We start from the raw sequence: 21,018 nt of genomic DNA, 5'->3' as shown, positions 1-21,018 counted from the left end.
CTTTCTTTTAACAATAAAAAAACTTGTAGAAGAAAAATGAATCTTTTCCTCTACAAGTCACAGATATTCGTCTTAACTTACTTTTTCGCCGACATAGGCTTGTCTTGCGTTACTGCGATATCACTCTTATACATTTCCGTTCCATCACCAATTGCATAGTTTAGCACACGGTTGTTAACTGGTACTAATTTTGCACGATACAACGTAGGGAATACAGGAACTTCATCTGTCATCAGTTGTTGCCACTCATTGTATATTTCTTTACGCTTCTCAACGTCGAATGCATCTTCAGAGATACCTTCAGCTAACAGGCGCTCATTGTCTGCATTTTCCCAACGCGCGAAGTTGTATAATACGTTTTTAGCGTATAGACCACTTGGATCTACGTCGATACCTACACCCCAAGCAGCTGAATAAATATCAATTTCAGGATTGTCATCTCCATTTTGGCCAACACCTTCATAAAATGTATTAAATTCTTGTAAACGACCATTTAACAGTGCTACTTTCAAGCCAACAGCTTCCCATGCTTGAATATAATATTGTGCCAATGGTTCAGCGATGTCATCGCCTGACATAGAAGCATAATTGATAACCAATGGTTTTCCTTCTTTATCTTCACGGATACCATCACCATCAACATCTTTAAATCCAGCTTCTTCAAGCAATTGTTTCGCTTTTTCAGGGTCATAAGGAGTACCAGGATTTGTAGCATCATGATATTCTGGGTGTGATGGTGGGATCAATGTTGTTGCAGCCCAACGTAGGCCGTGATAGAACTTCTCACCTACCGTATTATTATCAACCGCATGCCACATAGCTTTACGTAAATTCACATCCCCCATCTTCGCATCGGGATTAGGTTTCACTACTTTCTTTTCTTTATCCCAAGTACCAAGTTTAAAGCCAACATACGTATACGCGCGATCTACAGCGCCTAAATATTCGACGTTTGACATCTCAGCATTATCAGGGAACTGAGGTACTGGGAAATCACTTACTGTGTCTACATCACCTTTTTCAAGTGATTGAACAACGACGTTTGGATTGATTACTTTTAAAGTAACTGTGTCGAGCTTTGGTGCCCCGCGCCAATAGTCTTCGTTTTTAGTAAACGTAACTGATTCACCAGGTACGATTGTGTCAACTTTAAATGGACCAAAACCAATTGGGTTCTGACGTACTTCTGGAGAAGAAGAAATATCTTTAACATCCATATCACCAAAAATATGCTTAGCAAGTGGGTATGTCCAAATACCACCTGTGATAAGTGATGGTGTTGCTTCTTTATATGTGATTTTTAATTCTTTATCATTTACTACTTCAATACCAGAAATTGTTTCCGATGTACCTGCTTGGAATTCATCCATACCTACAATGTTAAGAACGTCTCCAGCACGCGGACCATCATAGTCGGCATGACCAAGAACTTCATGTGCAAATAACCAGTCTTCAGCTGTAACTGGATTACCATCATGCCAATTTACATTATCACGAATCTTAAACGTGAATGTTTTTCCATCTTCAGATGTATCATATGTTGCAGCACCATCCTGTGTATACACAAAACTTGAATCCCATGTTAATAAGCCTTCATCAAACCATTCAAGAACTTGTGAGTCAGGATCGCCTGAATAGAAGTTCCAGTTCAACGTTCCTTCAAAAGCGGTATCCGAAACGAGTCCGAATGTAAATGAACCCCCTTCGATTGCCTCACCTTCATTGGTTTTAATGTTACTAAAATCATCGATCGAATAGAGTCCATCATCTGCGACTTCCTCTTTCTTGGTCTCTTCCTTCTTACCTTCTTCTTTCTTAGTTCCAGAATCCGCTGGTTCCGCGTCTTCTGCTTTATTACAAGCGGCTAACGCAAGTAGTAAAACGAGCATCAATGCGAATAAAGCTTTACTTACACTTTTCTTCCCTACCATATAAATTTCTCCCCCTTCTTATCCTCTTCTTTGCCTTGCATCAGTCGCACGCTTTAACGCTTGACCGACATTATTTATACTTAACATCAGCACCAAAATCAGCAGTGATGCAGGTAACCAGATCCACCATCTATACTCCAAAGTTTGTGGGTTTCTTGCATAACTGACAAGTGTCCCAAGGCTTGGCGTACTTTCCGGAAAACCAAAGCCTAAAAATGACAGCCCGGATTCCAAACCAATGTTTGCAGCTAAGCTCAATGTCATCGAAACAATAATAATTGAACTTAAATTCGGTAACACCTGTGTAAACATAATTTTCAGATTAGAGGAACCAAGCGTCTTCGAGGCCTGCACATAATCTAGTTCTGTTTCTTGTATTGCTTTCGAACGGATTAAACGCGCTTTTCCCATCCATAAAAAGGCTGTCATAATCAAGGAAAACGTCAAAATGGTATATTTAGGCGAAACTGATACAAACACAATGACAACCATCAGAAACGGTAAAATCATGAAAAAGTCAACAATCCGCATGACTATATTATCAATTTTCCCACCAAAATAACCTGAAACTAAGCCAACAGTAATTCCAATGACGCCTGTCATTACTGTTACAAGAATCCCAATCGAAAGTGAATTCCGTGTCCCGATAATCAGCTGCCCAAAAACATCTCGTCCCCCATAATCTGTGCCTAACCAAAACTCCTTGGACGGAGGTTTATGAATAGAAAACAAGTCTACTGTCACAATTTCTTTCTGATCTAAAAACAGGGATACACCATATACAAATACCATAATGAGTGTAAGAAAAACTAATGATATAAAAGCTAGTTTATCTCGAACAATTTCGCGCCAGATAATACTCCAACCGGATGGGCTTCTATCTGCATCCAGTGTACTGTCGGGTAAATGGACATTTTTCATTTCCAACCTAAACCACCTCAAAGTCTATCGAGTTCTTATTTTATACGAATACGTGGGTCAACAATACTTAATATAATATCTGAAAGCAATGCACCTAAAATCGCTGCAATCCCAAATATTAGAACAACTGATGTCACCACACTGAAGTCACGTAGTGAAATTGATTCTAGGAACAGCTGACCCATTCCTGGATACCCAAAGATGCTTTCAATAAAAATAGTTCCTCCGATTAATCCCGTAATTTCATATCCGAAAAATGCAGCAATTGGCAATAATGAATTCCTTAAAATATGGCGGTTATAGACCCTTGACTCAGATGCACCTTTCGCCCGTGCTGTCACCACAAATTCCTTCTGTTTTGTATCAATAATCTCACTTCGCAAATACTGAACGGTCGAAACCGTTGCGATGAGAGCCATTGATAATGAAGGGAGCAATAAATGATTTATTTTACTTAGTACATATTCGAACGAACCTGGACTAAGCCCCGGAGTTACACTACCACCAGTAGGGAACCAACCAAATTGGAAACCAAAGACCCAAACCATAACAAGAGCAAAGATAAATAATGGAGCCGCGAATCCTACGTACGTATAACCAGTTATTAATCGGTCGGCCCATGAATCGTTATACCGTCCACTTGTTATGCCAAGAGGAATCGCGATTAAATAAGTCAAAATTAACGTAACTAGAGACAGCCAAAATGTATTAACAAGTCGTTGGGAAATTAATTCGGTGACTGGCATTTTAAAGCGAAAGGATTGTCCTAAATCTCCTTGAAACAACCCTTTAACCCAGTCCATGTATTGAATATACCAAGGATTATCTAGGCCTAGTCTTTGTCTCATCGCTTCAATCGTAGCTGGATCAATATTCGGATCGATCAAACCACTTAACGCATCACCAGGCATCATTTTCGCCATGATAAATATCAAAATACTGAGTAATGCAATTTGCGGAATCATTATTCCAATTCGACGTACAGTGAATTTCCACATATTATTCACCCTTTCCCAGGCAAAGCCACTAAATGTGTGTCCGATACAGGCTGTAATTTATAGGCCAAGCCCAAGTCATCGAAATAATTGTCGTACGACTGCTCATATTCTTCTTTTACCGCTTGGCGGAATTGTACCTGTTGTTCACGTTTTCTAGGATCAATATCAGGGATTGCAGCAACCAGTCGTTTTGAGTAAATATGCTGTGGATTTTTAAAGATATCTTCCGGAGTCCCTTCCTCCACATAACGTCCTTTATACATAATCCCAATTCGATCACACATATGCTTGATAATTCCAAGATCGTGGCTGATAAAAAGATAAGTAAGACCCAACTCTTTCTGAATCTCCTGCATAAAGTTCAAGACCTGTGCTTGAACGGAAACATCAAGCGCTGACACAGGTTCATCGGCAATAATTAGCTTTGGCTTTAGAGCAATTGCCCGAGCAATCCCAATCCGTTGGCGTTGTCCACCTGAGAATTCATGCGGGTATTTATGTATACTTTCTGGACTTAAACCGACAAGCTCTAATAGTTCCCCGACACGCTTCTTTTCTTCACTTCTTGAAAGATTTTCGTAATTACGAAGCGGTTCAGATACAATATCAAGTACTCGTTTTTTTGGATTCAATGTGGAATAGGGATCTTGAAAAATCATCTGTATATCCCTACGTGCACCCACTTTTGAACGGCTCATATCAGTTATTTCCTGTCCGTCAAAAGTAACTTTTCCTGAAGCAATTTTATTTAAACCGATGATTGCCCGTCCAGTTGTTGTTTTACCGGACCCAGATTCACCAACAAGCCCATATGTTTTCCCTTTTTCAATCGAAAATGAGACACCATCAACTGCTCTGACATGGTCAATAGTCCTACCAAATACGCCACCTTGAATCGGAAAATGGACTTTTAAATCTTCTACTTCAAGAAACGCCATGGTACTGATCCTCCTTGCTTTTATCAGGGAAGCTAAACTGTCGGTAACAGGTACAGCGTACGAAGTGACCCGGGGTTACTTCGTGCAATACCGGATTCTCCTCATGAGCTGACTCATCCACCCAAGGAATTCTAGGACTAAACCGACAACCATTACGTACCAACTTCTGCAAGGACGGGACAATACCCTCAATTACATGAAGTTCAGATTGCTCTTCATTTGAATTAGGAACTGAGTTCAGTAACGACCTTGTATAAGGATGCAAAGGGTTTTCGAATAACGTATAAACATCTGCAATCTCAACAATTTGACCTGCGTACATGACAGCAACTCGGTCCGCCATTTCAGCAACAACCGCTAAATCATGGGTAATCAAAATAATCCCCGCGTGAATCTCTTCTTTGAGCTTTTTTATTAAATCAAGTATTTGAGATTGAATGGTCACATCCAGGGCAGTCGTCGGCTCGTCGGCGATCAATAGCTCCGGTTCATTGGCAATCGCCATCGCGATCACTACCCGCTGCCTCATTCCACCTGATAATTCATGGGGGTATTGATCGTACGTAAATGCTGGATTGACAATTCCAACCTTATTCAGCAAATCAATGACTCTTTCTTTCCGTTCCTTTTTCGGTAGCTTATTGTTATGGATATATATAATCTCATCAATTTGATCGCCAATAGTCATTAATGGATTCAATGCGGAAAGCGAGTCTTGAAAAATCATCCCCATTTTATTCCCACGCAATTCATTTAGCTTAGCTGGAGACATATTCACTATATTCTGATCCTTAAAGTAAATATTCCCTTCCACTTTTGCTTGACTATGCAGACCCATTATTGAAAAAGCAAATGCACTCTTCCCACAACCCGATTCTCCTACGATGGCTAGCAGTTCATTTTTTTCAACAGTCAATGATACATCATCAACTGCTGCATAGTAGTTATCTTTAATTCGAAACGATGTGCGGAGATTTTTAATTTCCAATACCGGGTTTCCCAAGAAAACTTCCTCCCTACATTACTTAAACTCCCAAACTATTAATAGTAAATTTTCTGATATTGATTCACTTGCACCAATATACTATACAAATTTATGGATGACAACACTATTTTTTCAGAATACAAAATACATAAAATACTTTATGTGTGACAATTAGGTTACAAATAGGTTACAAACGTTGACCTGAAAGCATTTCCTGACCCGAAATACTTTTAGCGTTTTAAAAATAAAAATTTGTCATTTTATTTATAAAACGCAAAAAAGATTCCATTTCCGATTTGGAATGAAATCTTTTTTTGTATTCAACAGGACGTGTTCATCATTAAAAACTTTTTAGGTGTTACCAGTTCATCGACGAGGTACACGGAGTTGAAATCGAGTTTTGGAGGTCTACTTTTCCCACGATGGAAAAGCCAATCGAAACTGGATGGGAATTAAGCGAATCACAATCAATTATTTGCTGAATTTGCTGACGTAGACGCAACCATCGCTGCAATCGTCGCAGCCATCACTGCTTGCTGTGCTTGTATAATCAATTCCACAGACGTCGCAAGACTAACACTTTCTGCTTCTGCACTCTCAGTCAATTTATGCATAATGTACCCAATTGCGATAGACAACGCCATTTCCCGATTCCATTTAAAAGGTTTAGATTCCTCCAATGAATGCGTAAGTTCGACAATATTCTGCAGTTCTATATCATCTATTCCAAATACGGTAAGAAATCCAATCATAGGATAATGCACAGGTCGTACTTTCGTATTGCGCTTGAAATGAGTTAGTACTTCCACAGCCCTGGTTATGAGACTTGGATCAAACTTGATCTGTATGTAAGTCATCACTTGTGACAGCCATTGTAGTTCATTTCCCGAACGGAATCCCTCGGTTCGCAATGAGTCATAATACGCACGCATCGACTTCGCATGCTCCATTGGATCAGCGCCCCTTTTCCCTAACAATACTGCATATGCGTAATCATCGTCTGACGTCAGGAAAAAATGCCGTTTCTTAATCGCATCATATAGTTTTTTAGCTTGACGCGCCTCGTTTTCATAGAGCTCTGTATCGTTGGTCAACAGGAGCGCAGCCAAATATGAATGGATTGTATTACGGAAGCCTATACCTTTTAAGACTTGTTGCTTCGCGAATAAACGATTCACCTCTTTGTCGATATCTGTCCCAGGCTTATCTAGAAATGCAGCCATCATCGGAAGTAGATTGCCGCGTAGCGGAGAAAGCCAGCTGGATTTACTTTTTAGTGCATCCATTACTCGACTCAAACTTTCCGCGTCAAACTCCCTTTCAGATGTGACATAGTACGATGTAATTGTCAGCACGACGTTTTTATCCACCGTCCAACCTGCCAACGACTTCACTTTTTCATATGTCGTTTCAACTTCCTGTCTAATCACATTCGCATCCATTGAACACATCTCCTTTTATATATGTACGCTCGTCCGCAAGAAAGGTTTCATAAAACTTGGCAAAACCTTTCTTGCTTGCTATGCTTTTCGAAAATATCTATAGAATTGAGTGATCCACATGACCGAATTTGAAACGATTCTCGATACCCATTCATTCCAATCGAAAGAGACACTAAAAGAGCAGCTTAACTTACTTGGTGTTAAATCGGGTGATCATATTATTGTCCATTCATCCCTTAAATTGATGGGGTGGATTGCAGGTGGTGCACAAGCCGTCGTCGAAGCGCTGATGGAAACAGTGACGTTAAACGGGACAATCATCATGCCCGCGCAGTCTGCCGACAATTCGGAACCATCTTACTGGATGCTTCCCCCTGTCCCAGAAGCGTGGCATGAACCTATACGTCAATCTATTCCCGCTTACGACCCGAACTTAACCCATCTACGTGGAATGGGGAAAATCGCTGACTGCTTCCATCGCCATCCAAAAACAATTCGAAGTTCTCACCCCGCCCATTCGTTCATGGCGTGGGGCCGCCACGCAGATGACTGGATGAGTGAACATCCGCTCGATGATTCATTCGGAACGAGTTCTCCACTCGGAAAAATGTTGAATGTGGATGTGAAGGTCATTATGATTGGAGTCAGTTATGAATCATGCACCGCACTTCATTTAGCTGAATACCTAGCTCCTGAATATACAGTCTCTCCTCAAGGTGCAGCCATCATGCAAGACGGTGAACGAATTTGGGCCACTTTTGATATGGTCGATGTCGATTCGGATATTTTTCCCGAATTGGGTACCGCGTTCGAGGAAATGAACCCCGGCATTGCTATCGACGGCAAGTTAGGACAAGCCCTTTGCAAAGTCGTTCCGATGAAACCGCTTGTTGAGTTTGGGACTGTATGGATAACTGAAAAAAGAATGTCAGAAGTGGTCGTTGACTAAAAATAGAAACTGTACAACCCTATTCTAGCACTATACGACAAAGCAGCATCACTGTATAAGAAACGCCCCTCCTCGTGTGATTTCTCACGCAAGGAAGGGCGTTTTTCTTAACTATATATTTCTTTTTTCGACATTTTTACTAATGCCTCGACTGACGTCAAGTCATTTCTATGAAAAGCAGCAACAATCGCACTTCCAACAATGACTCCGTCTGCAAGTGCACCAATTGACCGGACCTGTTCAGGTGTTGAAATACCGAACCCTGCTAGTACAGGGACAGGACTTACCGCTTTCAGCTGCTCCAAATGGGCAGCAAGATCATCGCCAAATCCATCCCGCACCCCTGTAATACCGTTTACCGTCACTGCGTACACAAAGCCTTCAGCTGCCGCTGTTATTTTCTTAATCCGTTCTGGTGGGCTCGTTAGCGAGACTAGTGGAATGAGTGCAATCTCGGATTTTGTAAGAGAATTCTGCAATAGTCCACTTTCTTCGTGTGGCAAGTCAGGCACAATAAGTCCACTGATACCGCTGTTCTGGCAATCCTTCGCAAATTGATCAATGCCATAGCTCAAAATCGGATTCAAATAAGTCATGATTACAAGCGGAACAGTGACTTCATCCTTGAATAAAGTGAGTTCTTTCAATACCTTACGAAGTGTTACCCCTTTAGCAAGTGCTCGTTCTCCCGCTTGTTCAATCACTGGGCCATCTGCGACCGGATCCGAAAAAGGAATACCCAGTTCGATTGCAGTCACACCTGTTTGTTGGAGAAATAATATGTTTTTCTTAATCGTTTCAAGACCGCCGTCGCCCGCCATTATGTAGGGCACAAATGCTTTATCGCCTCGGGTTACACAATCAGTAATCGCGTTAGTTAAGTCTTGCTTAGTCATTCAAGCCACCTCCTAAAGCATCGCGTACCGTTTGGACATCTTTATCGCCACGTCCTGAAAGGCAAATAACGAGAATTTCTTCCTCCCCCATCGTACCTGCCAATTCGACTGCATAGTGAACCGCATGTGCACTTTCAAGGGCAGGGATGATTCCTTCCACTTTCGCCAATAACTGCAATCCTTCCAATGCACCCGCATCCGTGACAGACGAGTATGTAACGCGCCCGATATCATGTAAATGGCTATGTTCCGGACCAACTGCGGGGTAATCGAGACCCGCTGAAATGGAATGCGCCTCCTGGATAAATCCATCGGCGTCTTGCAATACATACATATATGCTCCGTGTAGAACGCCTTCTTTGCCATCCGCAATTGCAGCTGCGTGAAGTCCTGTTTCAATACCACTTCCCGCCGCCTCAACACCATACAAAGCAACGTCTTCATCATCAATAAAAGGATGGAACATGCCGATTGCATTACTCCCACCGCCGATGCACGCCACAATTGCATCCGGCAAACGCCCTTCTTTCTCCATAATTTGTCCTCTCGTTTCCACACCGATTACACGTTGGAAATCACGAACAATTCTCGGGAATGGATGCGGACCAAGCGCAGATCCTAATATATAATGCGTGTCTTCTACATTTGCCACCCAGTAACGCAGCGCCTCATTGACTGCATCTTTCAGTGTGCCTGATCCTTTATCGACTGAAACGACTTTCGCTCCAAGTAACTCCATACGGAACACATTCAATTCCTGCCTGCGAATATCTTCTTTCCCCATGTAAATAACGCATTCGAGATTAAACAAAGCACATACTGTTGCTGTCGCTACTCCGTGCTGACCCGCCCCGGTTTCCGCAACGATTTTCTTTTTGCCCATGCGCATCGCAAGGAGTGCCTGCCCAACCGTATTATTAATTTTATGTGCGCCGGTATGGTTTAAATCTTCCCGTTTGAGATAAATCTTCGCACCGCCCGCTTCTTTAGTAAGTCTTTCTGCAAAGTACAGCGGCGTCTCCCGTCCGACAAAATCCTTTAAGTAATAATTTACTTTGTCCGTGAAAGCTGGATCGGCAATCGCATCATCATAAGCAGCTTCCAGTTCGATAAGTGCTGTCATTAATGTTTCAGGAACAAACTGCCCACCAAATCGTCCATATCGTCCTGCCTGTGTAGTTTGAGTTGCACCCAATTCTTGTACCATTGCTTATCTCTCCTCATCTTTGACTGCTTTAATGAATGCGCGAATCAACTTGTCATCTTTTCTTCTCATAACTTCTACTCCGCTTGAAACGTCCACCATATATGGATGTACCATCCTGATTGCTTGTGCAACATTATCCGCGTTCAGTCCACCCGCCAGAATAACTTTGTCCGATTGTACACCAGCATCTTTCATTAGTTGCCAATCAAAAGTTTTTCCGCTTCCACCTTTAAAGTCCGTTCCAGGTGTATCAAACAAAAAGTAGTCTGTTTCATAGTGTGCGAATCGCTTTGCATCTTCATCACTGTAAACTGATAACACTTTAATGGAAGGAAGTCCGACTTTTTCGATGAAATCTGAACTTTCATCACCATGAAATTGAACAAAATCTAGCGGTACTTCTCGGAAAGTTTGCTCAATATCATCTTGTGATGCATCAACAAATACCCCTATCTTCAGCACTCCAGGTGGAATATTCTTTGCCAACTCTTGCGCTTTGGCAATTGTCACTTGTCGTCGGCTTGGAGCAAAGACAAAGCCGATTGCATCTACTCCAGCATCGACTGCCGTTTTCACGTGTTGTGATTCCATTAGTCCACAAATTTTTACCTTCGTCATCGGACTACCCTCGGTAATGCGACTTGCAGTGATTGGATAGCTGTAGCGACTTCACCACTTCGCATTAACGATTCGCCAACGAGCACTGCACTTGCGCCAGCATCTGCTACAAATAACGCATCTTCCGATTCCCAGATACCACTTTCGCTGATGAGGACACGTTCTTCATCGAACGGAAACAGGGCTGCAATCTCTTCTGTTCTCTTTAAATCCACTTTAAATGTACGAAGATCACGATTATTTACACCAATCAATTTTGCGTTGATGGCAATTGCGCGTTTCAGTTCAGCCTCATCATGTACTTCTACCAATACTTCCAAGCCAGATTGTAGCGCGTAGGCATGAAATTCAGCGAGTTCATCTTCAGTTAGTGCAGCAACAATCAACAGGATGACAGAGGCTCCGGCCCTTTTTGCTCGGTCAATCTGTACAGGATGGATGATAAAATCCTTGCATAGCAACGGAATAGGAACATTGTCTGCGACAGCTGCTAGGTCTTCGAATGACCCCTTGAAAAAGTGACTATCCGTCAATACAGAGATGCACGCTGCACCTGCGCGATGGTAAGAAATTGCCTGTGCAACGGGATCAGCGCCTTCCGCGATAAGCCCCTTCGAAGGAGATGCGCGCTTCATTTCCGCGATGACTTGCAAATGCTCTGTTTTATATAGCTTGTTGAATAAAGACGGACGCGCTGGACGTGCTTCTTGTCGTACATCCTGCTCTGCCAACATGTCTTGTACTTCAAACCGTTTCTCGTGTAAAATCTTGTCTAAAATCGTCATCTTGCCACCGCCTTTGCACCGATTTTCTGACTGAATGCTACGACAGCGTCAAGCTTTTGCAATGCTTTGCCAGATAAAATACTTTCAGTCGCCTGTTTTACGCCCTCTTGAATTGTCGCTGCTCGCCCATTTGCAAATAATCCGATGCCTGCATTGAAAACGACTGTATCGAAATGAGGACCGCGTCGTCCATTGAAAATCGCCCGAATGGTTGCAGCATTTTCCTTCGCATCGCCTCCACGTATAGCTGAAATCGGAGCATATGCAAGCCCCACATCATCTGCTGTCAGCGAAAATGGGATCAAATCGCCTTTATCAAGAAGGACAAATGCATTTTGTCCCGCAAGTGACGCTTCGTCCATTCCCCCCGCGCCCGATACGACAATTGCCCGCTCTCTGCCAAGCATGCGCAATACGGATGCGTATTCCATCGTGAAGTCCGGTCTGTTAATACCCGTGAACTGTGTTTTCAATGGGATTGGATTTGTCAAAGGACCTACTAGATTAAAGATAGTCGGCTTGCCAATTTGCTGCCGGATTGCACCAATTCGTTTCATTTTCGGATGAACATTTGGCGCATATAAGAAGGTGATTCCTTCCTGTTGAAGAAGTTCGATGGTTTCATCTAAGCTGAAGTCTATATGAATGCCAAGGGCTTCCAATACATCAGAACTTCCCGCGGCACTCGAAACTTTCCGATTACCATGCTTAGCGATGGATGCGCCGGCTCCTGCCAATACGAACGCGGATGCCGTACTAATATTGAACGTATTTGAGCCGTCTCCGCCTGTTCCGCAGTTATCCATAAATGTTTCCCGTGGAACATTTACCCGCAGCGCGAACGATTTCATAACCGAAGCAAGAGCCGCTACTTCATGGGCCGTTTCTTCTTTTCGTGACAACGCCACAAGGAAATCGACTATGTCCTGCGATGCGGTTTGTTCATTAAACATCAACTTAGAAGCTTCCACCATTTCTTCATACATTAAATGCTCGCCCAACTCTACTCTTCTAACAAAACTTCTCATCTCAATCTCTCCTCTGCTCTGCTCTTTCTCATAATCAATTCATCATCGATTTAGTTAATGACTTCCAACAAGGACTTGGCTTTATTGGCCGTTTCCATAAATTCTGCTGTTGGATCTGACGCTTGCACAATTCCTGCTCCTGCCTGGACGTATGCTTTACCGTCTTTCACAACCATCGTGCGGATCGTCAACGCAAAATCCATATTACCGTTGAAACCGATATACCCGATTGCCCCGCCGTAAATACCCCGGTCCATTTTCTCCAATTCATCAATCAATTCCATTGCTCGTTTTTTCGGTGTACCTGTTACCGTACCCGCCGGTAGACATGCCGTTAACGCGTCCAATGAATGTAGCACTGGCGACAATGTTCCCTCTGCTTCCGATACAATGTGCATGACATGCTCGTAACGGACGACTTCCATATAACTTGTGACTTGCACAGAATCTGGAAGGCACACTTTCTTCAAATCATTACGTCCAAGCTCGACCAACATATCGTGCTCCGCTAGTTCTTTTGGATCCGCCAACAACTCTTTTTCTAGTGCTAGATCTTCTGCTTTATCTACACCACGTCGGCGTGTCCCTGCAATTGGATTCGTCATCACTTTGCCATTCGATACACTTACGATACTTTCTGGGGACGTACCTAAAACAACGTGATCATCGAATTCCATATAATACATATAAGGTGAAGGATTACGCTTTCTTAGCTTTCGGTATAATGAAAATGGATCACCGTTAAAGTCCGCCACTAAACGCCTAGACAGTACGATTTGCTCAGCCTCTCCTTGCTCGATATACCCTTTTGCTTCGCGTACCAACTCTTCAAATTGTTGTTGTGTGACAGAACAGCTATAATCCGAGAGCGCAAAAGCCAACTCTTCTTTTTCCGGTCCGGACAACATACTTTCAGCTAGTGCATCCAAATCAGGAGCACTTTGTTCCGGATTAATTTCCGTATGCAGCAATGTCACTTCATTCAACACATGGTCGAAAATAATAATGGTTTCGTAAATATTAAAATTAACATCCGGAAATCCCATATCGTCATGGGAACGCGTCACACTGTCGGAACCCGCTCCGTAACCAACGTAGCCGACCGCTCCGCCTGTGAAAGGAAAATCGATATCATCCGTAATTCGCGGCATCAATCGTTTCAACAGCACAAACAAATCGCCCTCGTGTACATATTTCTTGCCAGTAGCATAAACATGTTCTTCAAGTATTCCGTCGCGTCCGCTATAAGACTTCAGTGGATCCATCCCAAGGAAGGAGTAGCGCCCTGATCCCTCATGTTTCGAAGAACTTTCTAATAAAAACTTTCGCTGCCCCTGCATTCTTCTGAAAATCAATATGGGTGTTAATGAATCCCCATTTAACTTCTTCATTGTCGTCCGTAAACTCGTCTGTTCTCTACTCATCTCAGCTCAACTCTCCTCTTTTTGGGTATAAAAAAAGTCCTCTGCAAAAGGACAGATTAGTCCGATTGCAGAGGACGGAATAGACCGCGTTGCCACCTCTAATTGAAGCATTGCTGCTTCCACTTAGCGTGCCCATAAGACACATCCCGTAACGTGGGATCTCACGTCCTACTTGAAAAACGATTCAAGTAGACTCTCATAAGTCCATTCACACCGGCCGCGAATCAGTTTTCACCACCCACTGACTCTCTACAATCGCGCTCCTGTGCTACTCTTCTTATTCATCAATTTCTCAGCTATGCTCTTCTCAACTCGTCTATCGTGGGCGGCACCGCTCTCGGTACCTTCTGCCCGTCTTTGGTAAAATGTTATTCCCATCGTATTACAAGGCGAGTTAGTTGTCAATCTTTTCTGTTTCATTCGTATCTGATTTAAAATCGGGGCATCTTCTTTTGCGCCGATTGCAAATTCCGAATTCTAATTGCAACTTTTTGGTTTTAATTGCAACTTCGAACTTCTAATGTCAACTTCTTGATTCTAATAGCAACTCTGCACTTCTAATACCAACTCCACGGTTTTGAACATTTTCCGTAGACGCGCTACAATAGAAGAAAGAACTTTCTTAGATAGGATGACATACATGAGAATTAATAAGTATTTAAGCGAAGCCGGGATTGTTTCCCGTCGTGGCGCGGATAAATGGATAGAAGATGGACGCATTACGATTAACGGGCAACTTGCCGAGCTCGGCAGTAAAGTCGAAGATGGCGACGAAGTCCATGCTGATGGAAAACTAGTGAAGACGGAAGAGCAACTCGTTTATCTTGCGCTCAATAAACCCGTTGGCATTACTAGCACGACGGAACGCCATATTAAAGGTAATGTCGTCGACTTCGTCAATCATCCGCTACGTGTTTTCCATATCGGTCGACTCGACAAAGACTCAGATGGACTTCTTCTTCTGACAAATGACGGCGATATCGTCAATGAAATCTTGCGCGAAGAAAATGGCCATGAAAAAGAATATATCGTCACTGTCGACCAACCAATCACGAAGGAATTCATCAGACAGATGGAGTCAGGCGTCCCGATTTTAGATACGGTAACAAAACCATGTAAAGTAAAACAACTAGGACCGCGTAAATTCAACATGACATTGACGCAAGGCTTAAACCGCCAAATCCGCCGCATGTGTTCCGCACTTGGTTATAATGTTCGAAAATTACAACGTACGCGCATTATGAACATCCATCTTGGTGACTTGCCGAATGGTCAGTGGCGTGACTTGACCGACGAGGAACTGTCGGAAATGTTCAAGATGTTGAATTATGAACCGAAACGCTAATATAAAAAAGATATCCCGCACCTACTAACACCGGTGTTGGATATCTTTTTTATTCACTGCCTTATACGTCAACCATCTCTAAAAATTGGCGTGTCCGTTCGTTGGTCGAATGGTTGAAAAATGTATGCGGATCTGTATTTTCAATGATACAGCCTTCGTCCAGCATAACAATTCGGTCGGCAACTTCTTTTGCAAACTTCATTTCATGGGTGACAACGACCATCGTCATACCCTCATTGGCGAGATCCTGCATTACTTGAAGTACTTCCCCGACAAGTTCTGGGTCAAGCGCTGATGTCGGTTCGTCGAACAAGAGCGCTTTGGGTTCCATTGCGAGTGCCCGAGCAATAGCAACACGCTGTTTTTGCCCGCCTGATAGTTTACCTGGATAGACGTCTGCTTTATCAGATAAGCCGACTTTTTCCAAGATAACACGCGCCTCTTTCTCTGCGCGTTCCTTCTTCATCTTTTTGACAATGATTGGTGCCTCCGTGATGTTTTCAAGCACTGTCTTATGTGGGAAAAGGTTAAAATGCTGGAACACCATTCCTACTTCGGCACGCACATTCGACAAGTCATCTTTCTTCAGATCGACTTGTCGTCCATCAATTATAATTTCACCTTCATTCGGCATTTCAAGGAAGTTCAAACAGCGAAGCAACGTACTTTTACCCGATCCGCTGACTCCGATAAGCACAACAACTTCTCCGGTCTCCACATCTAGATCGATTCCTTTCAGCACGTCAAGATCGCCGAATGACTTGTGGAGGTTTTTTGTTTTAATCATTTAATTTCCTCCTCATATACTGTCAACATCCAGCTTTTTCTCATACCATTTCAGCAGTGCCGAGAAGATTAGTACAAGTACGAGATAATAAACGCCGACGACTAGGAATGTTTCGAATGGTTGGAATGATGCTGCCGCTTCCCTGTTTGCCAGTCCGAACATTTCCGAAACACCAATAACGTAGACAAGTGATGAATCTTTCATGGTAATTATAAACTGGTTTCCAAGTGGCGGAATCGCACGGCGAAGCGCTTGTGGGAAAATAATTCTCCGCATTGCTTGCCGACGGTTCATACCAACCGCAAGACTTGCTTCTTCTTGCCCGCGATCGATTCCCTGTATGGCGCCCCGGAAAATTTCCGCGATATAAGCACCATTATGAATACCTAGCGCGATTGCACCGGCCCAGAAATTCGATAGGACGACGATATTCGTAATTCCGTAATAGAGAAACATGATTTGGACAATCAGCGGAGTCCCCCGAATTAAAGTAATATACAGGTTTGCGATTGTCTGTAAAATTTTTGATTTGGATATCTTCATTAATGCAAAAACTATACCTAGTGCAGTACCTAGCACGAGTGCAATTGCCGTAATTTCCAACGTGATAAGTGCAGCTTTTAAAAATCCTGGGTACGTTCGTATGAATACCTCATAAAGTGTTATAAATATCTCTGGCACTAGTTATACCCTCTTTCTGTAGTCAAGTCTGTGGAGTCATTCATTCTAAAAGCTCCACACCTTCCAGATCAAGGTCTAGTAGATTTCGATCAAACCATTTCTTTGAAATTTCATCATACGTACCATCTTCAATTATTTCTTTCAGCGCTTTGTCAATGTCTTGCCTTAATGCATCATTGTCAGGTCGTACAGCGATGGATGGCTGCTCTACCCATAACGGCTTTCCGACTTCCTTAATTTTAAAATCATTATCAATCGCTTCATAGCCTACGATATCGGCTGTGATAACTGCATCGAGACGGCCTTCTATAGTCAAATCTTTTAGTGCAACTACATCACTGCTATAATACTGGATATTGTCCGAAAGGGTTTGTGCGGGTTTTTCATATGTAGATTGGGCCACGACACCGATTTTTTTACCTTTCAAATCATCCTCAGACTTAATATCCTTATTATCTTCGGATACAAAAATCATTCCGCCCGAGTAATAGTAAGGTTCAGTAAAGTTCACCTGCTTTGCACGCTCTTTCGTATAAGCCATTGATCCAATGATTGCATCGAACTTCTTACCGATTAGCCCCTGCATAATTGTTTCAAAGGGATTTGTCACTGGGTTCGCCTCTAGCCCCATCTTGTCAGCAATTGCCTCACCAATCTCTATATCAAAACCAGTTAATTTCCCTTTTTCTTCAAAATTAAATGGCTTATAAACACCACTCGCGGCAAAAGTCAGACTCCCTTTTTTCATAAGTTCATAGCTTCCATCGCCGTCACTTTTTTCTGCTCCGGCATCCTTCTTTGTCCCGCATGCCGATAACACCAACACCGAAACAGTTAACAATAGAAATAGTACTTTCAACTTCCCCATAGTAAAAGTTCTCCCCTTTTTATCATCCCGGATGTTTTTCCGGTTTTTACCTTACTCTCTATCTCGTTCCCTATTCTTTTTCTGCTAAACATAAATATGCACGAAATATGCATTTTATTGCATATCAAATTGCTCACTTTGACTGATAGTTCGCAAGTGTAATAGCGATTTTGTCTAGTATTTCAGGCGTCGTGTCATTCAAATAGTTATTAATCATAATAGAAAAAGTAAGTATTTCTCCATCTTTCGTTGTAACGTAGCCAGACAACGCGGTGACCCCGTTCAATGCGCCCGTTTTCGCTTGGACGTTGCCTGCTGCCGTTGTCCCTGTCATACGATTGCGCAATGTTCCTCCAACAAACCGTTCTCCATTCCCTGCTACAGGAAGCGCATTCAAAAATGCTGGATACCATGGTTTTGTCTGTGCTGTGTAAAGCAGTTTTGTCACTTCATTCGCCGTGACAAGGTTTTTATGGGACATGCCTGATCCATCGCGAAGCAGCATATTTTTTGTATCAAGTCCTAGAGTAGAGAGTGTTGCTTCTATGATCGAAAGCCCCTTATCCCAACTGCCCTCGCCACCTATAGTACGCCCCATCTCTTTAACTAGTACTTCAGCATGTCCGTTATTACTTAATTTCATGAAGGGAATGAACAATTCATGTAGCGGCATTGAATTTTTTGACGTCAGTAAAGTAGCCCCTTTAGTCACTTTTTTGCGCTCGACTTTCGGAGCTGTCGAAAACGTAATGCCCAGTTCTTCAATTGTTTTTTTGAAGATGCTAATCGTGTAGTTTGTCGGTTCCCAGACAGATGCCCAAGTGCGTGTTTTTGTTGTGCCTTCTGGAATCGTCCCGGATACGATAAACGTATTTGTACCGTGTTGCCTTTCAACCGTAATACTTTTCTTGCCTTTTTTAGCTACCGTTTGAGTCTTGTTGACGACTGTCAGGTAGTTATTTGCTGGTACCATGGCGACTTGTCCCGCCTGTCCTGATTTCTTGGCAGGATTCACTTCGACAATGACCGTACCTGCGTCATAGTCGTCATTTGGAGATAACGTCAGTGCGGACACCTGGGAACCTGTATAGTAGGGTTCATCAGACCAGTTTAGGTCTTGGGAAAGTCTAATGTCATCGTACCAAGTATCATCCCCATAGACGTTTCCTGCGATGGAGCTGATTCCCTTCGCTTTTAATTCGGATACGAATGCCTTCAGGTCGTTCTTCGTCAGTGTCGGATCGCCTCTTCCTCTTAAATAGAGATTGCCGTGCAGCACGCCGTTCTCTATTCGCCCATCCATATACAACTCAGTCTTGAACGTATGCCCTTCTCCAAGTGTTTCAAATGCCGCAGCGCCTGTCAGTAATTTCATGACGGATGCGGGGTGGACTCGCGTATCTCCTAGATGGGAATAGACAACTTCGCCGGTTGCTGCCTCACGAATACTTACCACAGTCGTCGCACCTTGTAATCTCGGGTCTTTCAAAATTTCGTCAATGTCATGAAATGCATACGGTTTTTGCGGTTTATCGACTGGTTCATCAACAGGTTCATCAACTTTAGCAACGGATACTGTCGTATTGTCCGGGGCGGTGGTATGGTTATCCTTACCGTTAAATCCGTTTATCAGCAAGACAATCATTACAATTACTAGTAGTACGCTTATCAACTTCAATTGCTGGCTCTTTTTCAATCGATCTTCGCCTCCCACCCAGTTAAGTAAATTATTCCTTTTAATAAACAAACAATATGGTTTTCCGATGAATGAAATAGGGGATAAAGCTATAGAGAGAGAAACGGCAGCACTCTGATCCATCTCTCACCATTTTTTTAGAGAGGTGTATATTTTGGTTCATAAAGACCCTGAGAATGGAATCGCAACTGCGCTAATCCATATATTAAAAGAAGGAAAAAGAGAGACATTCCATGAAATCATGAAGGAATTGAAACCTTTCGATATTGCAAACCAATATGAAAATTTACCAGTGAAACATCGGCCGTTATTTTTAGAATTCCTTACGTTAGATGAATTAACCGGGTTATTACGTCATTTATCACAGGATGATCAGCTCCGTGCTTTGCGAACAATCGGTCCTGCCCGCTCCACGGATATATTGGATCTTATGAAAAATGATGACCTTGCTTTCCTGTTATCGGGACTTCCCCAAAAAGAAGCCGATGCATTAATTGCCGAAATGAAACAAGAAGAAATGGACATCATCCGGCAGATCATGAATTATCCGCCAAAAACGGCCGGAAGAGCGATGACGAACCGCTTCGTATGGATTCATAAATCATATTCTGTCGAGCGGGCAGTAAAGAAACTAAAGAGTTACGCTGCACTTGCGGAGTATCTAAACTATCTGTACGTTCTAGATGATGACAAAAAAGTTATCGGTGTCGCATCGTACAGAGACCTGTTGCTCGCAGAACCCGAAGCTCAAATAGAAGACATCATGTCACGGAATATCGTCAAGGTAGGTGTGATGACCAAACAAGAAGAAGTTGCTAAGATTATTGGCCGTTACGATTTCGTTTCAATGCCTGTCACTGATGACGAAGGTGTTCTGCTCGGTATCATCACGGTGGATGACGTCCTTGATATTGTCGTCCGGGAAGCGAATGAAGATATTGAAATGCTACTGGCCTCTGGAAAAGCGATTGACTTCAGAACGAAGCCGTTAGTTGCCGCCAGAAGACGTTTGCCATGGCTAATTTTACTGCTGTTCATTGGACTTGTTTCTGGAAGTATCATATCCCGTTTCGAAGCGACTCTTGAAGCCGTTGTCGCGCTCGCCTTCTTCATGCCTATGATTGCCGGAATGACCGGGAATACTGGAACACAATCACTCGCCGTCGTTGTCCGCGGTCTTGTATCCGAGGATCTTGATACGAAAAAGATGCTGAAACTTATTTTTCGAGAGCTGTTAGTCGGGATTATTATCGGTATTGTCTGTTCCATCGTCATTTCAATTATTGCTTATATTTGGCAAGGTAGTTTTGTACTCGGACTTGTCGTTGGCGTCTCTTTACTTATCACACTTATTATCGGAACGCTGGCGGGTACAATCATCCCGCTCGTCTTGCACAAATTCAATGTGGATCCTGCAGTTGCATCGGGTCCGCTTATTACTACCATCAATGATATATTGTCGCTTTTGATTTATTTCGGAATCGCGACAATGTTCATTTCAAAATTGATGTGAATCAAA

The 21,018-nt window shown here is 42.8% G+C and carries 19 protein-coding genes and 1 other annotated feature; of the genes, 3 read left to right on the top strand and 16 right to left on the bottom strand.

Annotation, left to right across the window (positions count from 1 at the left end):
- Positions 1 to 77: 77 nt before the first annotated feature.
- The 6 genes from opp4A to AZE41_RS00500 form a co-directional block, all read right to left on the bottom strand.
- Positions 78 to 1,931, bottom strand: a complete 1,854-nt coding sequence (gene opp4A / locus AZE41_RS00525; RefSeq protein WP_067204296.1) for an oligopeptide ABC transporter substrate-binding protein — start codon at positions 1,929 to 1,931, stop codon at positions 78 to 80.
- An 18-nt stretch (positions 1,932 to 1,949) separates the two neighbouring features.
- A complete protein-coding gene (locus AZE41_RS00520) occupies positions 1,950 to 2,852 on the bottom strand; it encodes an ABC transporter permease (protein ID WP_067213789.1) in 903 nt (300 codons plus the stop codon).
- Between the two features lie 35 nt (positions 2,853 to 2,887).
- The gene (gene opp4B / locus AZE41_RS00515; RefSeq protein WP_067204293.1) at positions 2,888 to 3,850 is read right to left on the bottom strand and encodes an oligopeptide ABC transporter permease; all 963 of its coding nucleotides are present in this window, start codon (positions 3,848 to 3,850) and stop codon (positions 2,888 to 2,890) included.
- A 5-nt stretch (positions 3,851 to 3,855) separates the two neighbouring features.
- Positions 3,856 to 4,788 (bottom strand): ABC transporter ATP-binding protein, encoded by a 933-nt coding sequence (locus tag AZE41_RS00510; RefSeq protein WP_067204290.1) that lies wholly within the window; start codon positions 4,786 to 4,788, stop codon positions 3,856 to 3,858.
- Positions 4,775 to 5,791: an ABC transporter ATP-binding protein gene (locus tag AZE41_RS00505; RefSeq protein WP_067204287.1), complete on the bottom strand. Its 1,017-nt coding sequence runs from the start codon at positions 5,789 to 5,791 to the stop codon at positions 4,775 to 4,777. The genes AZE41_RS00510 and AZE41_RS00505 overlap by 14 nt, the downstream gene beginning before the upstream one ends.
- A gap of 449 nt (positions 5,792 to 6,240) precedes the next feature.
- On the bottom strand, positions 6,241 to 7,215 hold the full coding sequence (locus tag AZE41_RS00500) for a DUF4003 family protein (RefSeq protein WP_067204284.1): 975 nt from the start codon (positions 7,213 to 7,215) through the stop codon (positions 6,241 to 6,243).
- 118 nt (positions 7,216 to 7,333) lie between these two features.
- Between AZE41_RS00500 and AZE41_RS00495 the strand changes: the two genes are divergently transcribed.
- Positions 7,334 to 8,164, top strand: a complete 831-nt coding sequence (locus AZE41_RS00495) for an AAC(3) family N-acetyltransferase (protein WP_067204281.1) — start codon at positions 7,334 to 7,336, stop codon at positions 8,162 to 8,164.
- 107 nt (positions 8,165 to 8,271) lie between these two features.
- On the opposite strand, the gene trpA is transcribed toward AZE41_RS00495, so the two are convergent.
- Genes trpA through AZE41_RS00465 form a run of 6 tightly spaced genes read right to left on the bottom strand, consistent with a single transcriptional unit; the run spans position 8,272 to position 14,122 of the window.
- Complete coding sequence (gene trpA, locus AZE41_RS00490; protein WP_067204278.1) at positions 8,272 to 9,060, bottom strand: tryptophan synthase subunit alpha; 789 nt, start codon at positions 9,058 to 9,060, stop codon at positions 8,272 to 8,274.
- The gene (gene trpB / locus AZE41_RS00485; protein ID WP_067204275.1) at positions 9,053 to 10,267 is read right to left on the bottom strand and encodes a tryptophan synthase subunit beta; all 1,215 of its coding nucleotides are present in this window, start codon (positions 10,265 to 10,267) and stop codon (positions 9,053 to 9,055) included. Before trpB ends, trpA begins: the two co-directional genes overlap by 8 nt.
- A 3-nt stretch (positions 10,268 to 10,270) precedes the next feature.
- On the bottom strand, positions 10,271 to 10,885 hold the full coding sequence (locus AZE41_RS00480; RefSeq protein ID WP_067204272.1) for a phosphoribosylanthranilate isomerase: 615 nt from the start codon (positions 10,883 to 10,885) through the stop codon (positions 10,271 to 10,273).
- Positions 10,882 to 11,670 carry an indole-3-glycerol phosphate synthase TrpC gene (trpC, locus tag AZE41_RS00475; protein ID WP_067204270.1) on the bottom strand — a complete coding sequence of 263 codons (789 nt, stop codon included), beginning with the start codon at positions 11,668 to 11,670 and terminating at the stop codon, positions 10,882 to 10,884. Before trpC ends, AZE41_RS00480 begins: the two co-directional genes overlap by 4 nt.
- The gene (trpD, locus tag AZE41_RS00470) at positions 11,667 to 12,698 is read right to left on the bottom strand and encodes an anthranilate phosphoribosyltransferase (protein WP_067204268.1); all 1,032 of its coding nucleotides are present in this window, start codon (positions 12,696 to 12,698) and stop codon (positions 11,667 to 11,669) included. The genes trpC and trpD overlap by 4 nt, the downstream gene beginning before the upstream one ends.
- A gap of 50 nt (positions 12,699 to 12,748) precedes the next feature.
- Positions 12,749 to 14,122 (bottom strand): anthranilate synthase component I family protein, encoded by a 1,374-nt coding sequence (locus AZE41_RS00465; protein WP_067204266.1) that lies wholly within the window; start codon positions 14,120 to 14,122, stop codon positions 12,749 to 12,751.
- A gap of 67 nt (positions 14,123 to 14,189) precedes the next feature.
- Positions 14,190 to 14,416: a binding site (T-box leader), on the bottom strand.
- 346 nt (positions 14,417 to 14,762) lie between these two features.
- On the opposite strand from AZE41_RS00465, the gene rluF reads away from it, so the two are divergent.
- A complete protein-coding gene (gene rluF, locus AZE41_RS00460; protein ID WP_067204263.1) occupies positions 14,763 to 15,467 on the top strand; it encodes a 23S rRNA pseudouridine(2604) synthase RluF in 705 nt (234 codons plus the stop codon).
- A gap of 61 nt (positions 15,468 to 15,528) precedes the next feature.
- Here rluF and AZE41_RS00455 read toward each other — a convergent pair whose 3' ends face one another.
- From AZE41_RS00455 to dacB, 4 genes are all read right to left on the bottom strand, one after another.
- Positions 15,529 to 16,254: an amino acid ABC transporter ATP-binding protein gene (locus tag AZE41_RS00455; protein WP_067204261.1), complete on the bottom strand. Its 726-nt coding sequence runs from the start codon at positions 16,252 to 16,254 to the stop codon at positions 15,529 to 15,531.
- Positions 16,255 to 16,266: 12 nt separating this feature from the next.
- Positions 16,267 to 16,935 (bottom strand): amino acid ABC transporter permease, encoded by a 669-nt coding sequence (locus AZE41_RS00450; RefSeq protein ID WP_067204259.1) that lies wholly within the window; start codon positions 16,933 to 16,935, stop codon positions 16,267 to 16,269.
- A gap of 40 nt (positions 16,936 to 16,975) precedes the next feature.
- Positions 16,976 to 17,803, bottom strand: coding sequence for a transporter substrate-binding domain-containing protein (locus AZE41_RS00445; RefSeq protein WP_067204257.1), 828 nt, complete (start codon positions 17,801 to 17,803; stop codon positions 16,976 to 16,978).
- A gap of 133 nt (positions 17,804 to 17,936) precedes the next feature.
- Positions 17,937 to 19,499, bottom strand: coding sequence for a D-alanyl-D-alanine carboxypeptidase/D-alanyl-D-alanine endopeptidase (gene dacB / locus AZE41_RS00440; protein WP_197485350.1), 1,563 nt, complete (start codon positions 19,497 to 19,499; stop codon positions 17,937 to 17,939).
- Positions 19,500 to 19,653: 154 nt separating this feature from the next.
- On the opposite strand from dacB, the gene mgtE reads away from it, so the two are divergent.
- Positions 19,654 to 21,012 (top strand): magnesium transporter, encoded by a 1,359-nt coding sequence (gene mgtE / locus AZE41_RS00435; protein ID WP_156475934.1) that lies wholly within the window; start codon positions 19,654 to 19,656, stop codon positions 21,010 to 21,012.
- The last annotated feature ends 6 nt before the right edge of the window (positions 21,013 to 21,018 follow it).

Origin of the sequence: Sporosarcina psychrophila, assembly GCF_001590685.1 — a bacterium.
Taxonomy (GTDB): domain Bacteria; phylum Bacillota; class Bacilli; order Bacillales_A; family Planococcaceae; genus Sporosarcina; species Sporosarcina psychrophila.
Note: the sequence above shows the minus strand (reverse complement) of the source record. Positions and strands in the feature narration are given on the sequence as shown.